The organism is Rhodococcus sp. ACPA4 (assembly GCF_002300185.1).
Classification (GTDB): Bacteria; Actinomycetota; Actinomycetes; order Mycobacteriales; family Mycobacteriaceae; genus Rhodococcus_F; species Rhodococcus_F globerula.
On record NZ_NSDY01000001.1, the window covers coordinates 521,088 to 539,745 of the forward strand.

At 61.8% G+C, this 18,658-nt stretch carries 21 protein-coding genes; 13 read left to right on the forward strand and 8 right to left on the reverse strand.

The genetic code is table 11. The features are described from left to right. Positions 1–3: 3 nt before the first annotated feature. From CJ178_RS02400 to CJ178_RS02430, 7 genes are read left to right on the forward strand one after another with little or no spacing between them, the layout of a single operon-like run. On the forward strand, positions 4–492 hold the full coding sequence (locus CJ178_RS02400) for a hydrogenase maturation protease (RefSeq protein WP_045067313.1): 489 nt from the start codon (positions 4–6) through the stop codon (positions 490–492). Positions 493–494: 2 nt separating this feature from the next. Next, a complete protein-coding gene (locus tag CJ178_RS02405) occupies positions 495–776 on the forward strand; it encodes a HypC/HybG/HupF family hydrogenase formation chaperone (RefSeq protein WP_095887795.1) in 282 nt (93 codons plus the stop codon). Beyond that, positions 773–3,073, forward strand: a complete 2,301-nt coding sequence (gene hypF, locus CJ178_RS02410; RefSeq protein WP_095886028.1) for a carbamoyltransferase HypF — start codon at positions 773–775, stop codon at positions 3,071–3,073. Before CJ178_RS02405 ends, hypF begins: the two co-directional genes overlap by 4 nt. Before the next feature lie 16 nt (positions 3,074–3,089). After that, complete coding sequence (locus CJ178_RS02415; protein WP_033234887.1) at positions 3,090–3,389, forward strand: HypC/HybG/HupF family hydrogenase formation chaperone; 300 nt, start codon at positions 3,090–3,092, stop codon at positions 3,387–3,389. Then, on the forward strand, positions 3,386–4,498 hold the full coding sequence (gene hypD, locus CJ178_RS02420; RefSeq protein WP_033234886.1) for a hydrogenase formation protein HypD: 1,113 nt from the start codon (positions 3,386–3,388) through the stop codon (positions 4,496–4,498). The genes CJ178_RS02415 and hypD overlap by 4 nt, the downstream gene beginning before the upstream one ends. Next, positions 4,488–5,558 (forward strand): hydrogenase expression/formation protein HypE, encoded by a 1,071-nt coding sequence (gene hypE, locus CJ178_RS02425; RefSeq protein WP_045067318.1) that lies wholly within the window; start codon positions 4,488–4,490, stop codon positions 5,556–5,558. The genes hypD and hypE overlap by 11 nt, the downstream gene beginning before the upstream one ends. Then, entirely contained in the window at positions 5,558–6,310 is a 753-nt protein-coding gene (locus CJ178_RS02430) for a DUF6390 family protein (protein WP_095886029.1), read from the forward strand. Before hypE ends, CJ178_RS02430 begins: the two co-directional genes overlap by 1 nt. 15 nt (positions 6,311–6,325) lie before the next feature. Here CJ178_RS02430 and CJ178_RS32625 read toward each other — a convergent pair whose 3' ends face one another. Continuing rightward, positions 6,326–6,481, reverse strand: coding sequence for a hypothetical protein (locus tag CJ178_RS32625; RefSeq protein ID WP_172935316.1), 156 nt, complete (start codon positions 6,479–6,481; stop codon positions 6,326–6,328). A 205-nt stretch (positions 6,482–6,686) separates the two neighbouring features. On the opposite strand from CJ178_RS32625, the gene CJ178_RS02435 reads away from it, so the two are divergent. Next, the gene (locus tag CJ178_RS02435) at positions 6,687–7,736 is read left to right on the forward strand and encodes a lipoate--protein ligase family protein (protein ID WP_092808460.1); all 1,050 of its coding nucleotides are present in this window, start codon (positions 6,687–6,689) and stop codon (positions 7,734–7,736) included. A gap of 32 nt (positions 7,737–7,768) precedes the next feature. On the opposite strand, the gene CJ178_RS02440 is transcribed toward CJ178_RS02435, so the two are convergent. Continuing rightward, the gene (locus tag CJ178_RS02440; protein WP_095886030.1) at positions 7,769–8,929 is read right to left on the reverse strand and encodes a hypothetical protein; all 1,161 of its coding nucleotides are present in this window, start codon (positions 8,927–8,929) and stop codon (positions 7,769–7,771) included. Beyond that, positions 8,922–9,881: a metal-dependent hydrolase gene (locus CJ178_RS02445; protein WP_095886031.1), complete on the reverse strand. Its 960-nt coding sequence runs from the start codon at positions 9,879–9,881 to the stop codon at positions 8,922–8,924. Before CJ178_RS02445 ends, CJ178_RS02440 begins: the two co-directional genes overlap by 8 nt. A gap of 187 nt (positions 9,882–10,068) precedes the next feature. On the opposite strand from CJ178_RS02445, the gene CJ178_RS02450 reads away from it, so the two are divergent. After that, on the forward strand, positions 10,069–10,677 hold the full coding sequence (locus CJ178_RS02450; protein WP_092808457.1) for a TetR/AcrR family transcriptional regulator: 609 nt from the start codon (positions 10,069–10,071) through the stop codon (positions 10,675–10,677). Here CJ178_RS02450 and CJ178_RS02455 read toward each other — a convergent pair. Together CJ178_RS02455 and CJ178_RS02460 are read right to left on the reverse strand one after the other, a co-directional pair. After that, positions 10,674–11,402: an energy-coupling factor transporter transmembrane component T family protein gene (locus CJ178_RS02455; RefSeq protein WP_092808456.1), complete on the reverse strand. Its 729-nt coding sequence runs from the start codon at positions 11,400–11,402 to the stop codon at positions 10,674–10,676. The two genes, CJ178_RS02450 and CJ178_RS02455, sit on opposite strands and share 4 nt — an antisense overlap. Further along, positions 11,399–13,432 carry an ABC transporter ATP-binding protein gene (locus CJ178_RS02460; protein WP_095886032.1) on the reverse strand — a complete coding sequence of 678 codons (2,034 nt, stop codon included), beginning with the start codon at positions 13,430–13,432 and terminating at the stop codon, positions 11,399–11,401. The genes CJ178_RS02455 and CJ178_RS02460 overlap by 4 nt, the downstream gene beginning before the upstream one ends. Before the next feature lie 103 nt (positions 13,433–13,535). On the opposite strand from CJ178_RS02460, the gene dapB reads away from it, so the two are divergent. After that, positions 13,536–14,300: a 4-hydroxy-tetrahydrodipicolinate reductase gene (gene dapB / locus CJ178_RS02465; RefSeq protein ID WP_092808454.1), complete on the forward strand. Its 765-nt coding sequence runs from the start codon at positions 13,536–13,538 to the stop codon at positions 14,298–14,300. A 28-nt stretch (positions 14,301–14,328) separates the two neighbouring features. Continuing rightward, a complete protein-coding gene (locus CJ178_RS02470; RefSeq protein ID WP_033234876.1) occupies positions 14,329–14,796 on the forward strand; it encodes a hypothetical protein in 468 nt (155 codons plus the stop codon). Positions 14,797–14,802: 6 nt separating this feature from the next. On the opposite strand, the gene CJ178_RS02475 is transcribed toward CJ178_RS02470, so the two are convergent. From CJ178_RS02475 to CJ178_RS02485, 3 genes are all read right to left on the reverse strand, one after another. After that, positions 14,803–15,471, reverse strand: a complete 669-nt coding sequence (locus tag CJ178_RS02475) for a DUF3105 domain-containing protein (RefSeq protein ID WP_257012979.1) — start codon at positions 15,469–15,471, stop codon at positions 14,803–14,805. A 37-nt stretch (positions 15,472–15,508) separates the two neighbouring features. Then, a complete protein-coding gene (locus CJ178_RS02480) occupies positions 15,509–16,456 on the reverse strand; it encodes a hypothetical protein (RefSeq protein WP_257012980.1) in 948 nt (315 codons plus the stop codon). Between the two features lie 121 nt (positions 16,457–16,577). Continuing rightward, positions 16,578–17,738, reverse strand: coding sequence for an isochorismate synthase (locus tag CJ178_RS02485; protein WP_095886034.1), 1,161 nt, complete (start codon positions 17,736–17,738; stop codon positions 16,578–16,580). Positions 17,739–17,892: 154 nt separating this feature from the next. On the opposite strand from CJ178_RS02485, the gene CJ178_RS02490 reads away from it, so the two are divergent. Continuing rightward, complete coding sequence (locus tag CJ178_RS02490) at positions 17,893–18,123, forward strand: phosphopantetheine-binding protein (RefSeq protein WP_095886035.1); 231 nt, start codon at positions 17,893–17,895, stop codon at positions 18,121–18,123. Between the two features lie 40 nt (positions 18,124–18,163). After that, entirely contained in the window at positions 18,164–18,616 is a 453-nt protein-coding gene (locus tag CJ178_RS02495) for a flavodoxin family protein (protein ID WP_095887796.1), read from the forward strand. Positions 18,617–18,658: the final 42 nt, after the last annotated feature.

The following is an 18,658-nucleotide window of genomic DNA, read 5'->3' on the forward strand; positions in this document are numbered from 1 at the left end:
CGCATGCGCGTTCTGGTTGCGGGTGTCGGGAATATCTTTCTCGGCGACGACGGGTTCGGGCCCGAAGTCGTGCGGGTGCTGCAACAGGAGCAACTGCCGGCGGGAGTGCAGTTGGTGGACTACGGAATTCGAGGGGTGCACCTGGCCTACGACCTTCTGGAAGCGTGGGAGGCCTTGGTGCTGATCGACGCGCTGCCGCCGAGCGGGAAACCCGGCGCGGTCGAGGTATTCGAGCTGGAGGCCGAAAGGGATGACAGCACGGCAAGGTTCGACGCGCATTCGTTGGATCCGAACTCCGTGTTCTCCAGTCTGCGGGCGCTCGGTGGAACAGCGCCGCGAACGTTTGTCGTTGGTGCGCACGTCGAATCGGTGGACGAGGGGATCGGATTGACACCACAGGTTCAGGCTGCCGTGACCGGTGCCGCGTCAGTTGTTATCGGCCTTGTCAGGTCGATGGCGGCGGACGCCGCAACCGCTGATCAGGGGGCATGACCATGTGCCTGGGTATCCCTGGACGCGTCGTGGCGCTGCTCGACGGATACGGCGGACAACTGGCGCTCGTCGATGTGGAAGGTGCGGCGCGCAAGGTGAATATCGGGATGCTCGATGAGAATACCGTCGGCGCTGGTGACTGGGTTGTCATCCATATGGGCTTTGCCGTCGAGAAGGTGGACGCGACCGGCGCTGCCGAGGCGCTTGCGGGTTTGGAGCTGATGGGTCGATCACGCCCCGAGGTCGAGGTCGAGGTCGAGGGCGAGGGTGGGGGCGAGCCATGATCACCGCCATCCGACTTCATGTTCAGGGGGTGGTGCAGGGAGTCGGATTCAGACCGTTCGTGTATTCACTCGCAACCGAATTGGGGCTGACGGGCACGGTGGGCAACTCGCCGCGAGGAGTGGTGATCGACCTCGAGGGCGAGGATCTATCGCTCGCGGAGTTCGCGACGGTACTGCGGGTGCGCCAGCCGCCGTTGGCCAGGATCGACTCGGTGGAGTGCGTGCCTGCTCAGGCGTGTGGGCGGGCCGGGTTTCGGATCGTGGACACGGACACGACGACTGCAGGGCGGACGTTGGCACCGCCTGATGTTGCGACCTGCGACGATTGCCTGCGCGAGATGGCCGACCCGGGGAACAGGCGGTATCGGCATCCGTTCATCACGTGCACCAACTGTGGTCCACGGTTCACGATCATCGAGGAACTTCCGTACGACCGGGCAGCGACAACGATGCGCGGGTTTCCGATGTGCTCGGAATGCGCGGCCGAGTACGCCGATCCACGTAATCGTCGCTTTCATGCGCAGCCGATTGCGTGTCCGCAGTGTGGCCCGACCCTGACCTTCGTCGATACAGACGCAGATGCTGCTGCCGTGCCCGTGAACGGCGAAGATGCCGTACACCGGGCGCGAGAGTTTTTGCGCGACGGCAAGATTGTTGCAGTCAAAGGCATCGGGGGGTATCACCTGGCGTGCGATGCCCGAAACGAGTCGGCAGTACAGGAACTACGAGCTCGTAAGCGCCGCCGCGGTAAGCCGCTTGCCGTGATGGTGCGAGATATCAACGGTGCGTACGCGGTGGGACGGGTCAACGAGACGCAGTCGCGGGCGCTGACCGAATGCTCGCGTCCGATCGTGTTGGTGGACAAGGCGTCGAAGTACGACCTTGCGCCTTCGGTCGCGCCGGGAATCCCGGATATCGGAATTATGCTGGCGTACAACCCGATCCAGAACCTCCTGCTCGGTCTTCCCGGTGATGCGGCTGGGCCGACAGCGCTGGTGATGACGTCGGCGAACCTCGGTGGTGAACCAATCCTGTTCCGCGGCACTGATCTGGAAAGAGTGTCCGCGCTGGCAGACAGTGTCCTGACCCACGATCGCCCGATTCGGGTGCCGTGCGACGATTCCGTCCAGCGTGTAGTCGACGGCCGCCGAGTGATGCTTCGCCGTTCCCGCGGATATGCACCTTTGCCGATCGAACTGCCATTGGACGTCGCACCGATTCTGGCGGTGGGCGCAGATCTGAAGAACACCTTCGTGATTGCCGACGGAACGTCCGCCTGGCCGAGTCAACATATCGGAGACATGGGTGATGTTGCCGTGTTGGACGGGTTCGCGGCGGCCCGGACACACTTCGAATCGATTACCGGCGTCACCCCGAGTCAGGTTGTGTGCGACGAACATCCCCGGTACCACTCGTCGGCGTGGGCCAGAAGGCATGCGGCGGGACGGCCGGTGCGCACTGTGGCACACCATCACGCGCATATCGCCGCGGTGATGGGTGAGAACGGCTGTGACGGCTCCGAACCGGTTATCGGAATGGCCTTCGACGGAACGGGCTACGGAGCGGACGGAGCGGTGTGGGGCGGGGAGATGCTGCTCGCCACGTACAAAGGTTTCCGTCGTCTAGCGCATCTCGGGTACGTAGCGCTGCCGGGCGGTGACGCCGGCGTGGAACGTCCGTACCGCATGGCGATGTCGCACCTGCGATCGGCGGGAATCGGCTGGGACAGTGAGCTTCCACCAGTTGCAGCATGTTCGGCTCGTGAACGCTCCGTCCTCGGTCATCAGTTGGAGACGGGATTCGGCTGTGTGGAGACTTCCAGTATGGGGCGGCTTTTCGATGCCGTAGCCGCACTTGCCGGTGTCCGCCAAAGTGTGGAGTACGAGGCTCAGGCAGCAATCGAATTTGAAGGAATATCCCGGGGAATCGACTGCGGCAGTGAGTACTACGTGTTCGGTGAACGCGAAGATGCCGGCGGGTCGTGGATCGCCGATCCCGGTCCGGTCATACGTTCCGTGGTTGACGACTTACGGAACGGTGTGTCGGCAGGTGCGATCGGTGCGCGCTTCCACGAGAGTGTTGCGCGTTTGGTAGTGACCTGGGCGCAGGCAGCGCGCGCCGCGGCCGGCGTCGACGACGTTGCCTTGAGTGGCGGTGTCTTCCAGAATCCGTTACTCCTGGCACGGGCGCGGGTACTGCTGTCAGACGCTGGATTCCGCCCGCTGACGCACCACGAGTTACCGCCGAACGACGGTGGTCTTGCGTACGGCCAAGTGCTGGTCGGGAGTTCGCGATGAAGTCAGGAGGGTAGCCATGTGTTTAGCCGTACCGGGACGTATCGAATCGCTCGAGGATCGTGACGGAACCACGATGTCCGTCGTCAACTTCGGGGGAGTCCGCAAAGAGGTGTGCCTCGAGTACATTCCGGGCGCCGCGGTCGGAGAGTACGTCGTTGTTCACGTCGGGTTCGCGATTCAGAGGCTCGACGAGGAATCAGCACAACGCACACTTGCGGAGTTCGAGCACCTCGGCGTGCTCGACGAGGAGTTCGGCGACGGATTTGCTCGCGCAGCCAAGGCTCTGGGAGTCGATCAGAAGGAGAATCAATCATGAAGTATCTGGACGAATTCTCCGACCCCGAGTTGGCCGGTAAATTACTCGATCAGATTCGCACCCTCGCTACCCGCCGATGGGCGATTATGGAAGTCTGTGGTGGCCAGACGCATTCGATCATCCGCCACGGAATTGACCAATTGCTGCCCGAGCAGATCGAGATGATTCACGGGCCGGGGTGCCCGGTCTGTGTGACGCCGCTCGAGATCATCGACAAAGCGCTCGAGATCGCCGCCCGCCCGGACGTGATCTTCTGCTCGTTCGGTGACATGTTGCGAGTACCAGGTAGTGCGTCCGACCTCTTTCGGATCAAGAGTGCTGGTGGTGATGTGCGCGTGGTCTATTCGCCGCTCGACGCGCTGACCATCGCGAAGGAGAATCCGGACCGGGAGGTCGTGTTCTTCGGGATCGGGTTCGAAACCACTGCGCCCGCAAACGCGATGACCGTATATCAGGCGCACCGACTCGGCATCAAGAACTTCTCGTTACTTGTCTCCCACGTGCTCGTCCCGCCCGCGATGGCGGCGATCATGGACTCCCCGGAGTGTCGGGTACAGGCGTTTCTCGCCGCAGGTCACGTGTGCAGTGTGATGGGAACATCGGAGTACCCCGCTCTGGCAGAGAAGTACCGGGTGCCTATCGTCGTCACGGGGTTCGAACCCCTCGATTTGCTCGAGGGCATCAGAAAGACCGTGCTGCAGTTGGAAACCGGCAGGCACGAGGTGGAGAACGCCTATGCACGGGCTGTGACGGCCCAGGGAAATGTGGCAGCCAAGGCGATGCTCGACGATGTGTTCGTAGTATCCGACCGGACGTGGCGCGGTATCGGTCCCATCCCGGACAGCGGTTGGCAGTTGGCGCCGAAGTATGCGGAATTCGATGCGGAACAAAGATTCTCGGTAACCGACATTCACACCGACGAGTCATCGGTGTGCCGTTCCGGAGAAGTTCTCCAAGGCTTGATCAAGCCGAACGAGTGCGCTGCCTTCGGGAAGGAGTGCACGCCGCGTAATCCGTTGGGGGCCACCATGGTCTCGTCCGAAGGTGCGTGCGCCGCCTACTACCTGTACCGACGCTTGGAACTGCAGGAGGCGGGTCATGGGAGCTGACAACAGTGCGGTGGTGGACCCTGGGGCGTGGGTCTGCCCGCTGCCGCTCCGTGATTCGCCGAACATCGTCATGGGACACGGCGGTGGTGGCGCGATGTCCGCCGAGCTGATCGAGCACTTGTTCCTACCCGCATTCGGCGACGCGGCCGACGCGGAACTCGGAGACTCCGCGGTGCTCGACATCGGTGGCGTTCGGGTGGCATTCTCGACGGACTCGTACGTGGTCAAACCGATGGTGTTTCCGGGTGGAAACATCGGCGATCTGGCCGTGAACGGCACGGTCAACGACCTTGCTATGGCCGGCGCGCAACCACTCGCCATGTCGACTGCTTTCATTCTCGAGGAGGGGACGCCGCTCGCCGACATAGCCACGGTGGCGGCCACGCTTGGCGACGCGGCTCGCTCAGCCGGAGTGCGTCTGGTGACCGGCGACACCAAGGTGGTCGACGCCGGTCACGGCGACGGAGTCTTCGTGAACACGGCGGGCATCGGCATCGTGCCAGCTGGTGTCGACATACGGCCGAACCGGGCCGAGGTCGGTGATGCAGTGATCGTCAGTGGTGACATCGGAGTTCACGGCGTGGCGGTGATGAGTTGCCGGGAGGGCCTGGAGTTCGGAACCGAGGTGCGCAGCGACTGCGCCGCACTGAACGGCCTGGTTGCGGACATGATCGCCACCGGCGCGGACATCCACGTCCTTCGCGACCCGACGCGCGGCGGAGTTGCAGCGACGCTCAACGAGATTGCCCAGGCGTCGAATGTCGGCGTTGCGATCGTGGAACGGAACCTGCCGATTCCCGACGCCGTTCGGGATGCCTGTGGATTGTTGGGTCTGGATCCGCTGTACGTGGCCAACGAAGGCAAATTGGTTGCGTTTGTCGCACCCACCGACGTCGACCTCGTGCTCGATGCCATGCGTGGACACCCGTTGGGAAGGGGGGCAACGGTGATCGGGGAGTGCGTGAGCGCGCACTCCGGAATGGTGGTTGCCCGAACCGCGCTTGGTGGCAATCGGGTCGTGGATCTCCCTGCTGGTGAACAGCTTCCGCGGATCTGTTGATGACCGGCGTTCACGTTAGCGGCCCGGCTCTGTTTGCGAGGTACGCATATCCGCCGAACGAATTGGGGTATTGCGGAGCCGACGATCCGTCGGCGCTCTTGCGTCAGGCGGCCGGAACGGTGACAGAGCAGGACCGAGGCCGAGCGCAACAGTTCGACGGTGCATGGCCGTATCTCGAGGCACTGGCCCGGGCATCGGGCGTGGACGACCCACTCGACCCACGCGTGATCGAGGCTTACTGGTTGGGTGGGTCGCTGCTGGATTCGGTGAACTCGGAAGAGTTGGTGGCGCACCTACGGCATGAATTCGGGACGCGCAACGACGGAGGGTTGCTCCCAGATCTGGATCGCCGAGATTGCGCTCTTGCGCATCACAGTTTCCACGTTCTTGCCGTGTATCCGTGGGTGCGCCTTCTTCGGAAGCACGGTGCGGTGCCACTGTCCATCCTCCAGAACTGCCGAATCAGGTGGGGCGAAGTACGTGAAGTAGGTGACGAGTATGCCGAGGTAGAGTCCTCGCCGCTCGCGTTCGACGGTAATCGACTGACCCGCGGTCCGAAGGCTATCGAACACGTGCGGTGGAACGTCGACGGCATTCCACTTGCTCCCGCTCCGGTGCGAGGGAACGTGGTAGCGCTGCACTGGGATTGGCTGTGCGACAGCATTTCGGTGAAGCAAGCCGAGGCCTTGGATCACGCCGAAGAGGCGGCACTCGAGATCGTCAACCTGCGACTGCGGGAGCGCAGAATGTAGGCGCGTCAGGCGGTGCTAGTCCAACGACGCACAGGCAGTGCACCACGGGCGACCGTCGACGCCGTCGACTCGATCCGAAGGGTCGATGCGCGCGGCAAGGATGCAGCTCTCGTTGTCGTGGTAGACGTCGAGATCGGAAGGAACCGTCGAGTGGAACGCCGGGACCTTCATGTGCACCTCCGTTGTGGCTCGTCAGGTTTCGAGCCGAATGGGCTAATGATCGCACCCTGGGCATCATTTCGCTCGACGGTGGCACGACCCGGTGGGGTGCTTTGTCTCACCGAGTATCCGATGTGTGACTCTGCCCTCCTGCGCGAACAACGGATGCTCCGACGGCGCGCGCCGACGGGCGATCCCGCGGGGATAGGCTGAACCCATGCGCGGAGAGTACAAGGTTCCTGGTGGCAAGCTCGTTGCAGTCGATGTCGAGGTCGAGGACGGCCAGCTGTCCGGCGTCGCGGTTTCCGGCGATTTTTTCCTCGAGCCGGACAGCGCGCTGGATGACATCAACGGAGCGCTGACGGGTATGCCGGCCGATGCCAACGTGGAACAGCTGGCGGACGCCATCATTGCGACGCTCGACGAGTCCGTGTCGATGATCGGGTTCACCGCGGAGTCGGTCGGCATCGCGATTCGCCGCGCGCTCGGTCATGCCACCAGCTGGGCGGACCACACATTCGACGTCATTTCGCCGGTGGTCCTCGATCCCGCGATGCACGTTGCGCTGGACGAGGTCATCGCGCGCGAGGTGGCGTCCGGTGAGCGTCCGGCCACTTTGCGTTTCTGGGACTGGGATTCGCCGCTGGTCGTGATCGGCTCGTTCCAATCCGTACGCAATGAAGTCGACTCGGAAGCTGCTGCGCGCCACGGTATCGGTGTTGTGCGCCGGATCTCAGGCGGCGGTGCGATGTTCATGGAACCGGGTAACTGCATCACGTACTCGTTGGTGGTACCCGCGTCGTTGGTGGAGGGGCTGAGTTTCGAACGGTCGTACGCCTTCCTGGACCAGTGGGTGATGGGCGCGCTTGCCGAAGTCGGAATCACCGCGCGCTACGTACCGCTCAACGACATCGCCTCGGACAAGGGCAAGATCGCCGGCGCAGCCCAGAAGCGGTTCGCCGACGGCACAGTCGTTCATCACGTGACGATGGCCTACGACATCGACGCGGAGAAGATGACGCAGGTTCTGCGAATCGGCCGAGAGAAGATGTCCGACAAGGGAACCAAGAGCGCGGCCAAACGAGTGGACCCGCTCCGCTCTCAGACCGGAATGACACGCGCCGCGATCCTGACAGCGTTCGAGAATTACTTCCGATCGCAGCACGACACCCGCACCAGTGCCTACACCGAGGCAGAGTTGGCGCAGGCGCGTGAGCTGGTGGAGACCAAGTTCAGCACCGAGAAGTGGACGCACCGCGTGCCGTAGGGTGCGTCCACTTCGAGCTGTTTTCAACCAAGTTATGCGGTGTGAGGAGCGGGTTGCTCTTCGGTGGACGGAGAGTAACCTGCTGCTGCACTGCGACGCGTCACGGTGAATGTTGCAGCGACGCAGAGTATTGCGACGACGAAGCACGCCAGTGTGTACCAGAGATTCCCGATCGGGTCTCCGTTGCTGGTCGAACCGTCGACGGCACCGAAGAAATCGGGTAGGGCGCTGGCCCAGAGAACGGCCATGATGCACAGGTACACCACGCTGTAGTACTGGACAAACCTGTTGGTGTACGGGGGCGCGTCAGACGGCTGCGTACGCAACCGGGTCCACTGGCGGATCAACAGCGTAATCGCGACAACCGAGAGGATCACCAGTTCCGCTGCGTAGAGCACTCCTCGGACCGTGTCGCTCCCCGCGCCGAAGACTGTCGCGGGCAACGGCAGGATGAACGTGCCCACTGAGGCCAGGACGCCGATGACGATTGTGCGCCAAACCAATTGGAGCCCGGTGAAGTGCTGGCCGTCGTCGACGTGGCGGCCAACGAAGAACTGGACGCAGAATGCCAGCGACATCGGCCACAAGGCTGCGAACACAACAACGCTCGGCAGTGGGACGGCGTCGAACATCGGTTGGTTGATCGGGTTGGCTGTCGACCATTCCCACCACCGAAGCTGCGGTCCGAGATGGTCGAAGATCTCGTAGAACGCGTGGTGAACGAAGCCCACGCAGACTGCGCCGGCGAGCACACCGTACCGACGGAAAACGCCCAGCATCCTGACGATTTCGAAGGCCAGCGTTGCCATCAGCGGATAGATCGCGATGATGTAGAGGGGGAGTCTGCCCCACAGGAAATCGACGGTGAACACGTTGTGCGCGAACATCGTATCCACGTGCTTCTCGATGCCGAAGGCCGCGGGAAAGTACAGCGGCGGTTCGATGATGAACAGATAGGCGGTGGCGCCGAACCAGAGTATGAGATTGGTGGGATCGCCGTTTCGCCGCAAGCGCACGATCGCGAGAACCAGAGCGAGCACCGAGCCGATGATGATGGTCCACTCGAGAACCGGCAGAGTCCAGTTCTCCAGCCCGAAGGGATTGCGGATTTCGACCAACCCACCCGCTTCTGCGCAGGAGAAGCCGAGTTCCGTGGCGAGTTGATCGAAAGTGGGGGAACAGAGGTCAGCCATTGTTCGACCCCCCTGTTGTCTTCGGCCCGGTGCTGTTCGATTCAGCTGTATACCAGCGGGTTACGTCGTATCCGGCTTCGAAACGTTCGAACCACACGTCGGCCAGGGCGGGCAAGTTCTCGGTGGCGGGGTTGTGCTTGGGCAGTTGGCTGCGGATAACTCCCCGCAGCGCGGTGAGTTGCTCGCCGAGCGGCAATACGTCGAACGCGCGAGACATCGGACCGTTGTCCTGCGCCTCGAGCCCGGGTAAACGCTTGCGAAGAAACTGCAGGTTGCGATACGACGCGAACATGGCCATCGCGTCGACCTGCCGATCCTCGCGCGGCACATGCTTGTTGAAGCCCAGGGAGGCCAGCCTGATCACTTTCATGACGTGCCGGAAAATTGACGGTGCCATGCGCATCCGGTAGAGGTCGCTGCCGACGACGGAGTCGAAGATGATGAGGGCGGAACTTCGGTGTTCGACTTCCTCGACGAAGTGCCAGATGAACAGCGACGCAACCCTGTCGTCGCCGGGGCGGAAAAGTGCAGATTCGTTGTCGAGCATCAGCTTGAACACCGAGGTGAAGGTTGCTTCGAGGTCGGCGGTGTATGCCAGTCGGTAGTTCACCGACGTTTCTGCAGTGAGTTTGTCGAACTCGCCGACCACGTCGTCGAGAGTTTCCTGCAGACCGGGATATCGCCTGATCAAGCCCTTGACGTGTTGGCGATGTGCCGAAGAATGCTGTCCCTCTTGGCGCATGAACGCGTCGGCTTCCTCGGCAACTGCGCGATCCGTCAACAGCGGTTTGGTTTGCATGATGAGCTTGACGATCATCTTCTCGAAACCGATGGCCAGGAAAGAGACGGCATTGGCCATGCTCGAGAATGCCGGATTCTCCTCGTTCCACAGGAAGGGGACGTCGTAGTCCTCGAAAGCAAAATTCATCTTTCGGACGTGTAGATCAGTCACTTCTCGAAACCTCGTCTTTCCGGACGGTCGGGTAGGTGGCTGCCCGGATGCCCCGATAGCCACGCTCTGAATGTGACCATACACAGATTGGCGTTTGTGTATGGTCACAATTCCGTGATGCGCACAGAATTGGTGTCGACTGGCAGTGTTAGCCTGGGTTTCTCGATTCGAGTGAGGAATACAGGCAGTGGCGCGAAGACGTGGGTGGGGCGGAAATCCGCCAGTCGACGATGACGACGCAACTCGTCGAATCGTCACCGCGGCAGTCGATTTGATCGGGCGAACGGGCTCGGCAATCAGCATCGCCGATATCGCGGAGTCGCTGGGTGTGATCCGTCAGACGGTGTATCGGTACTTTCCCAACTCCGACGCCCTGATGCGCGCAGCGGCAATCGCATCGGTCGCCGGATTTCTGGATCGGCTCACTGCCCATGTGAGCGGCATCGAAGATCCCGTCGACGCGATGACCGAAGGCGTTGTCTACACACTGACCGAAGTCCGCAGAATCCCACATCTTGGCATCTTGCTGACGGGAACGTACTCGAACCTTCACCCCGACGGTCTCACATCGGATGAGGCTCAGGCCTTCGGAATTGCGATGATCAACCGCTTCGACGTCGATTGGAAGAAGTACGGCTACGACGACGCTGCTCTTCGGGAACTCGTCGAATACGTCCTGCGCACGATGCAGTCGTTTTTCATATCCCCCGGCAATCCACCTCGGAGCGACGACGAACTACGGCAATACCTGCGCCGTTGGATGGGCGCTGGGATCACTGCACAACCACAGCCCTAGATCACGGTCAGTACGATCGCTCCGGCGCAGGAAAGAACGACAACGATGATCGCCAGCAGATCAGCTCGACGCGGACGCTTCGGATAGGCGGCGATCAATCCCGTTCCGCCGCGTGCGGAGATGGCTTCACCCATCTCGGCGGATCTCCGGATCGCCACCGACATCGTGGTAGTGATCAGATCGATAATCGTGTTGTCGGACGCGCTGTGCACCACGCCTTTCGGCCGGAGTCGGCGAGCCGCGGCCAGCGTGAGCATCTCCTCGATCAGGAGGGGGAGTGAGCGAATGCAGAGCGCTGCCGCTGTTGCCCACTCGTCCACCGGGATTCGTAGGAACCGCAGCGGACGTCCGAGTGTCGCCAGTGCGGGTGCGACGTCGCTCATCGAGGTGGTCCAGGCCAACATCAGTGACGCGCACAGCAATATGATTCCGAAGGTGACTGCCCGAAGGTAGAGGTACACGGCGTCGAGACCGATCGGGAGATTGACCAGGGCGCCGCCCAGCAGTAGCAGCCATATCCACCATGGTGGGCGCGGGATTGCCGTCGGTGGAATGTGGCCGATCGCGGCAGTAATGACGAGCAGTCCGGTGATCACGGCAATGGACGGCCACGACGGCGCGATCACCATGACAAGGCTGATGAGAACCACGGCAATGATCTTCGTGCCGGCCCATAGTCGGTGGATCGGTGAGGTGGTGGGAACTTCGCGCAGGAGTGTGGTCATCGCCGGGTCTCTTCCAGTGTGACGGGATTTTCGGTCAGGACACCGTCAGAGAGATGAATTGTCCTGCTGCACACGCCATCCATGCCGTCGACGTCATGGGAAATCACGACCAGCGCGGTGCCGTTGCGCCTGATCCAGGTCAGGACGTTCATGATGGCCGCTCGGCCGGGTGGGTCGAGGCCTGCGAGGGGTTCGTCGAGGATGAGCATCTGGGGCTGTCGGACGAGCAGACCGGCGAGCACCACTCTGCGCATCTGCCCGCCACTGAGTTGATCGATGCTGCGGCTGGCAATGCGGCGATCAAGTCCGACAGCGTCGAGCGCCCACGAAACCTGTGTCGACCCGATTTCGGGCCCACCGGCGGCCTCGATGTCTTCGGATACGGTTCGACGTTGCAGTTGCAGCCGCGAGTGTTGGAAGGTCAAGCCCACCGAACCCACCTGCCGGGCAATCGGTTTGCCGTCGAACAATGCCGTGCCCGACGTGGGTACCGTTAATCCGGCCATGATCCAGGCCAGTGTGGATTTTCCGGAGCCGTTGCCGCCCAGGACCAGTACGCCGTCACCTGAGCCGATGGTGAGATTGACGTCGGACAACGCGGTGCGCGACCACGGAGTCCGATTGTTGTAGGTGTGCGAGAGGTTCTTGATTTCGAGCAGGGCTTTGGTGCTGCGCGGCCAGTAGGTGGGAACCGTCGGCGCTCCGGTGCCGACCATCCAGCCCGGCTCATGTTCGATCTGCCGGCCGTTCTCGAGCTGGATAACCCGGTCTGCTTGGCGGGTGTCGGCCTGATGATGGGTGACAAGAACAACGGCCATATTGTGCCGACGGGGGAGAGCTGCCAGCAGTTCCACTAGTTCTTCTCGCCCGGTGCGATCGACCATCGCGGTGGCTTCGTCGGCGATGAGCAACGCGGGACGACGCGCGAGGGCAGCGGCGACAGCAAGGCGTTGCATCTCGCCACCCGAGAGTGACGACGTTTCACGCATCGCCATTCCACCCAGCCCGACTTCGGTCAAGAGCGCCTCGATGTCCGGAACATGCTCGGGTTGCAGGCCCCACACCACGTCGTCGGCGACGCGCGTTCCGAGGATCTGGCTTTCGGGTCGCTGCAAAACCACCGCCGTACCGTCGTGATGGCCGAGTCCCGCAGCGCCAGGTCGAACCAGCAGTCCGGTGGACGGTGCCCGGCCGGCGAGAAGGCGCGTCAAGGTCGATTTTCCGGAACCGTTGTGCCCGACGACGGTGACAAATTCGCCGCGGTCGATCGAGAAGTTGATGTCCGTCAACGCCGGCGACGTAGAACCCGGGTAGGTGAAGCCGACGTGTTCGAGCGTCAACGGCAACGGGTTGATCGACCGGTCGTCGGGCGTCGTGGCCAGCGGATCCACCGTGGGAAGTGCGGCCAACCGATCGAGAACTGCGCCGAGAACAAAGTAGGAGACGACGGTGCTGATGATGATGCCCAGCGTCGCGGACGCGGCGATCCAGAGCCACCAGTAATCGATGATGGCTCCGATACTGCTTTCGATCGCATCCGCGATCCCGATGAAGTACGGAAATCTTCTGAGAATTTCCGCGACGCCGCGAGCCGTGTTGTCGAGTGAATCCAACAACAGATTTCGTAGCGGCGAGAGAATGAGCAGCAGAACTATCGAGAACAGGGCCAGAATCGGCCCGACAACGAACGACGCCAGTAGCGCGGAAAAGAATCCGCGCCCCCGCCTTTTTACGTTGCCGATAATTCCGCCCAGTAGGGCGCACAGCGCAACGGCTGAGGCAGAACCGGAGCCGGCGGCAACAAACGCGACTGCGGTGGCTGCAACCCCGGAGGCGACCACAGCGCGGATTCTGAACCGCTGAGCAACGATGCCCATCGGAACAGCCGCAACAAGATGGAGAGCACTCGCCAGAGGAATAACTGTCGCGATGACTGAAAGAGCGACCGTGAATCCGGCCATCACGGCACCAGTCGCCACCTCGAGTGGACGCAAGTTGCCGGTTGGCTGAATTTCTGGGCGGTTGCTCACCAACTCCAGTGTGCCAGTCGTGACGAAACTCCTGTTGCACTGATGGTGAGCCCATCTGCCCGGTTGCGTAGGCTTTACCCCACAACAATGCATCGGACGGAGCGTGGAAGACGTGAGTGCAGCACCCATCAGGGTTGGGGTTCTGGGAGCCAAGGGCAAGGTCGGCCAGGCAATCTGCGCAGCAGTCGAGGCTGCCGCTGATCTGGAACTGGTTGCGCAGGTAGATACCGGCGATCCGATCGAGACGTTTGTCGACACCCGCACTCAGGTCGTGGTCGACTTCACACATCCCGATGTCGTGATGGGAAACCTGGAGTTTCTCGTGGCCAATCGCATTCACGCCGTGGTCGGCACCACAGGTTTCGACGAGAGTCGGCTGGCTGCGGTGCAGTCGTGGGTCGACGCCCAGCCCACCACAGGCGTCCTGATCGCCCCGAACTTCGCGATCGGTGCTGTGCTGTCTATGCGCTTCGCGGCTGCCGCAGCTCGGTTCTTCGATTCCGTCGAAGTTATCGAACTGCACCATCCCCACAAGGCTGACGCGCCGTCCGGCACCGCGTACCGCACTGCGGCGATGATCGCTGCTGCGCGCGCCGAAGCTGGTGTCGGTCCCAGTCCTGACGCCACGACCACTGAACTCGACGGTGCCCGCGGCGCCGATGTAGACGGTGTGCGCGTGCATTCGGTGCGCATGGCCGGGATGGTCGCGCACCAGGAGGTCATTCTGGGCACGCAGGGCGAGACGCTCACCATCCGTCACGATTCCATCGACCGAAACTCCTTTGCACCGGGCGTCCTGCTCGGCGTTCGCCAGATCGCGTCTCGCCCCGGCCTTACCGTCGGTATCGATTCGTTCCTGGATTTGTGAGCACTACGGGCCTGTGAGTACTACGAAAATGAACAACAAAACCACCCGCACGCTCATCTTGATCACGGCGATCTGTATTGCCTTGGCGGTGTACTTCGTGCTGCTGGGCCAACGCGGAATTCAGCTCATCCAAGACGGCGGCGGCGTGGCCATCGGCCTGGGAATCGGTGTGCTCATCCTGCCGTTCCTGGGACTGTGGCTGGTGATCGCAACATTGCGAGCGGGATTCACCCATCAGCGCCTGGCTCAGCAGATCCACGACGAAGGCTTGGCCGTCGATGCGTCGACGCTCCCGAAATTGCCGTCGGGCCGGATCGAGCGCGCTGCAGCCGACGAGTTGTTCGCGACGGTCAAAGTTGATTGGGAAGCTGATCCCGACAACTGGAAGCAGAACTTCCGTCTTGCCCGCGCCTACGACTACGCGGGTGACCGAAGCCGTGCCCGCGAAACCATGCGCCGGGCAGTGGAATTGGAACGACGCGAGCGCGGCAAGTAGACCCGTCTACTCCGGAACGGTGGTGGGGGACGCCGGATCCGGAGTGGTGGGGTCGAACGGCGGCGGGTTGTCCGGGTCGAAGCTCAACGGCGGAATCGAACACGTCGCTCCCACTTCGGGATACGTCGCGGGATTGAGTCGAAGCGCCGAGATGAACTGATCGATTCGGATGTCGGATGCTTGGTCGAGTTCGAGTTGATGTCCCCACGACTGCAACGAGATCGGCGCGTCGAGCGTTGGATACGGTGACATCAGCATATGGCTGTTTCCGCTGACCCTTCCAGCGAGGAGCTCGACGTCGCCGGCTGAAACAAGGTCAGGGTTGTACGTGATCCAGACCGCGCCGTGTTCGAGTGAATGAACGGCATTTTCGGTTCGGATCGCCTGTGGATACACAATTCCGGTGCATTTAGCCCATACCCCGTCGTGCCGCCCGCCGAACGGTGGTGAATGTGTGTATGCCACACGCTCATTGGGCTGGACGTGAAGTGCCGTTGGGTATTCGACATACACAACCCCGTCGATCGCTTCCGACGGATCAGGGTTGTCGGCGCTCGGAACAAACGCATCGGGGAGCGGCGTGCCAGTGACCGCGTGGGTGCATCCCGCTGCCCCGAGGGCAACGGTGCATACCAGTGCAATGGCAGCGCCGCTCATCCGAATTCGTGTATTCACCTCGCGATAATAGCGGTCCCGCGGATTGACCCCGAGTCTACGAACCCGTTGAGCCCAGGGGTCCCGCCGAGCCTCCCGCCACGGCAAGGGCGGTTGCTCCGCGAAAGACGAGCAGCGGCGGCAGTGGCCCCTGGTAGGCCTCGGATCCGCTGATCAGATCTCCGTCGTTGTTGAATGCAATTGCCTCGCCCTGTGGTTCGTTCGGGAGCGGAACCCGAATCGCTCTGACGGACAGGGCTTTGACTACGTCACCGTCGGGGGCTGAATATAGGTAGACGTCGGTGTATGTGCGCAGAGCGACCACCGTGCCGTCGGTGCTGACTGCGCCGCCGGTGACGGCCATTGTTCCCGCTCCGTCGACCGGACCGCCGGGAGTTGTGGTCGGCGAGAATTGCAGGTGTCCGACCTTGTTCAGTTGTGTCGGGACAGTCGTGCTCAGGTCGTGCACATTCTGATTACCTGCCGGTGCGTAGATATCGCTCGACCCGAGGTAGTCCTTCGTCACTATGACGGGGAGTCCGTTGTTCGAGATGAGTAAGGTCTCGGCGTCATGTGCGCCGTCGGGATAGGTCAGTACACGTGGTGTGGCAGCTTCCGCGCCCGACGGATCGAATCCGATCAGCGCCACGGACGTACGAACCTTGTTGTTGTCCCCGATGTCGGCAAGCCACAGAGTGCCGTCGGTAGTGGAGTCGAGATCTTCGACATCGTAGGTCTCAGTCCCCACCGGTATCCAGCGAGTGACGTGGCAGCCTGCGTCGAGTTCGGCAATCCGGTCGTCTGCTCCGCTGTCGCCGAGTGCATACATTCCGGTTGACGTTGCCGCCAACCCGGACAGTTCGGTGAGGCCGGTGTCAGTCGGGGTGCACAACACCTCGAAGGTTGGAGATACCTGCTGCGCAGATACGGTTCCGAACTGAATCCCGGTGACGAGGATAGTCACTGCGCCGACGACCATCGCAGCGTGGCGGGTTGAGGCGCGCATTCGATTCACAGGGAACCCTCCAGGCGAGAAGCCAGAGACGAATTAGGATGTATCGCCCAAAACGGTACTGAACGCCCGACCTGTTGGTGTCAAAATGAGTGCATCGACCGGTAGTGAGCCACTATTCGGCAAGATCTTCGGCTAGATCGAATGCGCTGAGAATCGTTCGGAACTTGGTACTGGTTTCACGCAATTCCGTATCGGGATCCGACGACGCGACAATTCCGCCACCGGCATAGGCCTTCGCCGAGAGGCCGTCGGCCGCGATCTCGGCGCATCGGATGGCAACCATCCATTCGCCGTCGCCGGTCCGATCGCACCATCCGATGGCACCTGCGTAAAAGCCACGATCGTCCTCGGTCCCGGTGATGTGATCGCGAGCGGCATCGGTCGGTGTTCCGCAGATCGCCGGAGTGGGGTGCAGTGCAAGCGCGAGCTCCAGTGCCGTTGTGTTCGGGTCGGCCAATACTCCTTCGATCTTGGTTCCGAGGTGCCAGAGTTGAGGCGTGCGGAGCAGTTCGGGAGTGCTTGGCGCTGAGAATGATCGGCACAGCGGTCCGAGAACCGCGCTGATCGAATCGACGACAAATTTGTGCTCGGACAAATCCTTGGTGGACGCCAGGAGTTCCTGGGCGTGTGCATCGTCTTGCTTCGAATCAGGGTGTCGTGCAATCGAACCTGCTAGCGGGTGGCAGGTGACTATGTCTCCGCGGCGTTCGATCAGGACTTCCGGCGTCGAACCGACCAAAGCGCGCCCGCGGTATTTCCCGCCGGCGGGGGAGAGGTCTACGCAGAACCCGTTGTGCGAGTGATCGAGCGAGATCAATTTTCTCGTGAGTGCTGTGGGCGAGATCGGCGATTCGGTTGCGATCGCGAGCGTGCGTGCGAGAACAACCTTGTCCAGTTCGCCTGCCTGCAGTCGCGTGATCGCACCGCGAACGCGCCGGGTGTGCTCGAGAGGGCTTGGTTCGCATCCGGCAACTTTCGCGGAGGGAAGATTCACCGCACCGGAGTGATGTAGATCACCCCTCGTTCGAGTGAAACTCAGCGGCGCGGTGAGCGCGCACGGTGTTGAGGGAGCGAAGGGGAGGGCGCCCACAACCGAGTCGATCCGCCCTGTCTTGAGTCCCTCTACAGCGTCGAACGCCGAGTCGAATTCTTCCACCACTCCGGAGGTCTGAACCGAGGTCTGCCTGCGGGAGAGCAGGAAAACTGAATCCGCTCCGTTGTCAGATCGGTTGGTGTGCAACGGGTATTCGGCGACTTCGGCCAGTGCAAACATGGACGCCCTTCCAGATTGTCCGGAACTATTGCTATGTTGAGGCTAGCCTTAGTTGTGCGAGATTTGTGTGTCCAGTTTCAAGTTGGGTACCAACGTACCAATATGGTTAGGCTGGCCTAAAGTCATGCCGTATTCGTACTATACGAGGAGATCGATGAGCAGCACTGTGGACCGGGCCCGGATTGTGCGTGACGTTGCCGAAGTTCTGTCGATGAGGGCAGAACAACTCGGCGACGACACGGATCTGACCGATGAGGGCCTGGACTCGGTGCGGCTCATGATGCTGGTCGAACAGTGGCGCGCCGACGGAGCGGATGCAGATTTTGCCGAGTTGGCGGAAGAGCAGACCATCAATGCATGGGTTGAGGTTCTCTGCTCGCGGTAAGCGGCCTTGCCTGCGGTAAGCGCGTCGTATTCTCGTGGACGTGAAGACTTTGTTGGTGGTTCACCATTCGCCCTCGCCTGCGACGCATGAATTGCTTGATGCCGTGCTGGCAGGCGCGCATGATCCGGAGATCGAGGGCGTCGAAATTATTGCTGTCCCGGCATTGGCAGCGACCGTGCCCGACGTACTCGGTGCTGACGGATATATTTTCGGAACCACCGCGAACTTCGGCTATATGTCCGGGGCATTGAAGTACTTTTTCGACACTACCTATTACCAATGCTTGGGTGCGGTGTCCGAGCGTCCATATGGGTTATGGGTGCACGGAAACAATGACACTGCCGGTGCTGTGTCGTCGGTGCGGGCACTGGCAACCGGTCTCGGTTTGGTTCCGGTGGCCGAGCCGCTCGAAGTGATTGTGCCCGTGGACAAAAACGTGCGTGAGCAGTGCTACGAATTGGGCGGAACCGTCGCTGCCACCGTGATGGGCTGACGCATTCCGTTTCGGGCTCGATCCCACATTTTGATACAGCAG

What these genes read in the sequence shown, in the direction of transcription:
- CJ178_RS02400 (WP_045067313.1), top strand. Translation starts at nt 4, where the DNA reads ATGCGCGTTCTGGTTGCGGGTGTCGGGAATATCTTTCTCGGCGACGAC.
- CJ178_RS02405 (WP_095887795.1), top strand. Translation starts at nt 495, where the DNA reads ATGTGCCTGGGTATCCCTGGACGCGTCGTGGCGCTGCTCGACGGATAC.
- hypF (WP_095886028.1), top strand. Translation starts at nt 773, where the DNA reads ATGATCACCGCCATCCGACTTCATGTTCAGGGGGTGGTGCAGGGAGTC.
- CJ178_RS02415 (WP_033234887.1), top strand. Translation starts at nt 3,090, where the DNA reads ATGTGTTTAGCCGTACCGGGACGTATCGAATCGCTCGAGGATCGTGAC.
- hypD (WP_033234886.1), top strand. Translation starts at nt 3,386, where the DNA reads ATGAAGTATCTGGACGAATTCTCCGACCCCGAGTTGGCCGGTAAATTA.
- hypE (WP_045067318.1), top strand. Translation starts at nt 4,488, where the DNA reads ATGGGAGCTGACAACAGTGCGGTGGTGGACCCTGGGGCGTGGGTCTGC.
- CJ178_RS02430 (WP_095886029.1), top strand. Translation starts at nt 5,558, where the DNA reads ATGACCGGCGTTCACGTTAGCGGCCCGGCTCTGTTTGCGAGGTACGCA.
- CJ178_RS32625 (WP_172935316.1), bottom strand. Translation starts at nt 6,481, where the DNA reads ATGAAGGTCCCGGCGTTCCACTCGACGGTTCCTTCCGATCTCGACGTC.
- CJ178_RS02435 (WP_092808460.1), top strand. Translation starts at nt 6,687, where the DNA reads ATGCGCGGAGAGTACAAGGTTCCTGGTGGCAAGCTCGTTGCAGTCGAT.
- CJ178_RS02440 (WP_095886030.1), bottom strand. Translation starts at nt 8,929, where the DNA reads ATGGCTGACCTCTGTTCCCCCACTTTCGATCAACTCGCCACGGAACTC.
- CJ178_RS02455 (WP_092808456.1), bottom strand. Translation starts at nt 11,402, where the DNA reads ATGACCACACTCCTGCGCGAAGTTCCCACCACCTCACCGATCCACCGA.
- CJ178_RS02470 (WP_033234876.1), top strand. Translation starts at nt 14,329, where the DNA reads ATGAACAACAAAACCACCCGCACGCTCATCTTGATCACGGCGATCTGT.
- CJ178_RS02480 (WP_257012980.1), bottom strand. Translation starts at nt 16,456, where the DNA reads ATGCGCGCCTCAACCCGCCACGCTGCGATGGTCGTCGGCGCAGTGACT.
- CJ178_RS02485 (WP_095886034.1), bottom strand. Translation starts at nt 17,738, where the DNA reads ATGTTTGCACTGGCCGAAGTCGCCGAATACCCGTTGCACACCAACCGA.
- CJ178_RS02490 (WP_095886035.1), top strand. Translation starts at nt 17,893, where the DNA reads ATGAGCAGCACTGTGGACCGGGCCCGGATTGTGCGTGACGTTGCCGAA.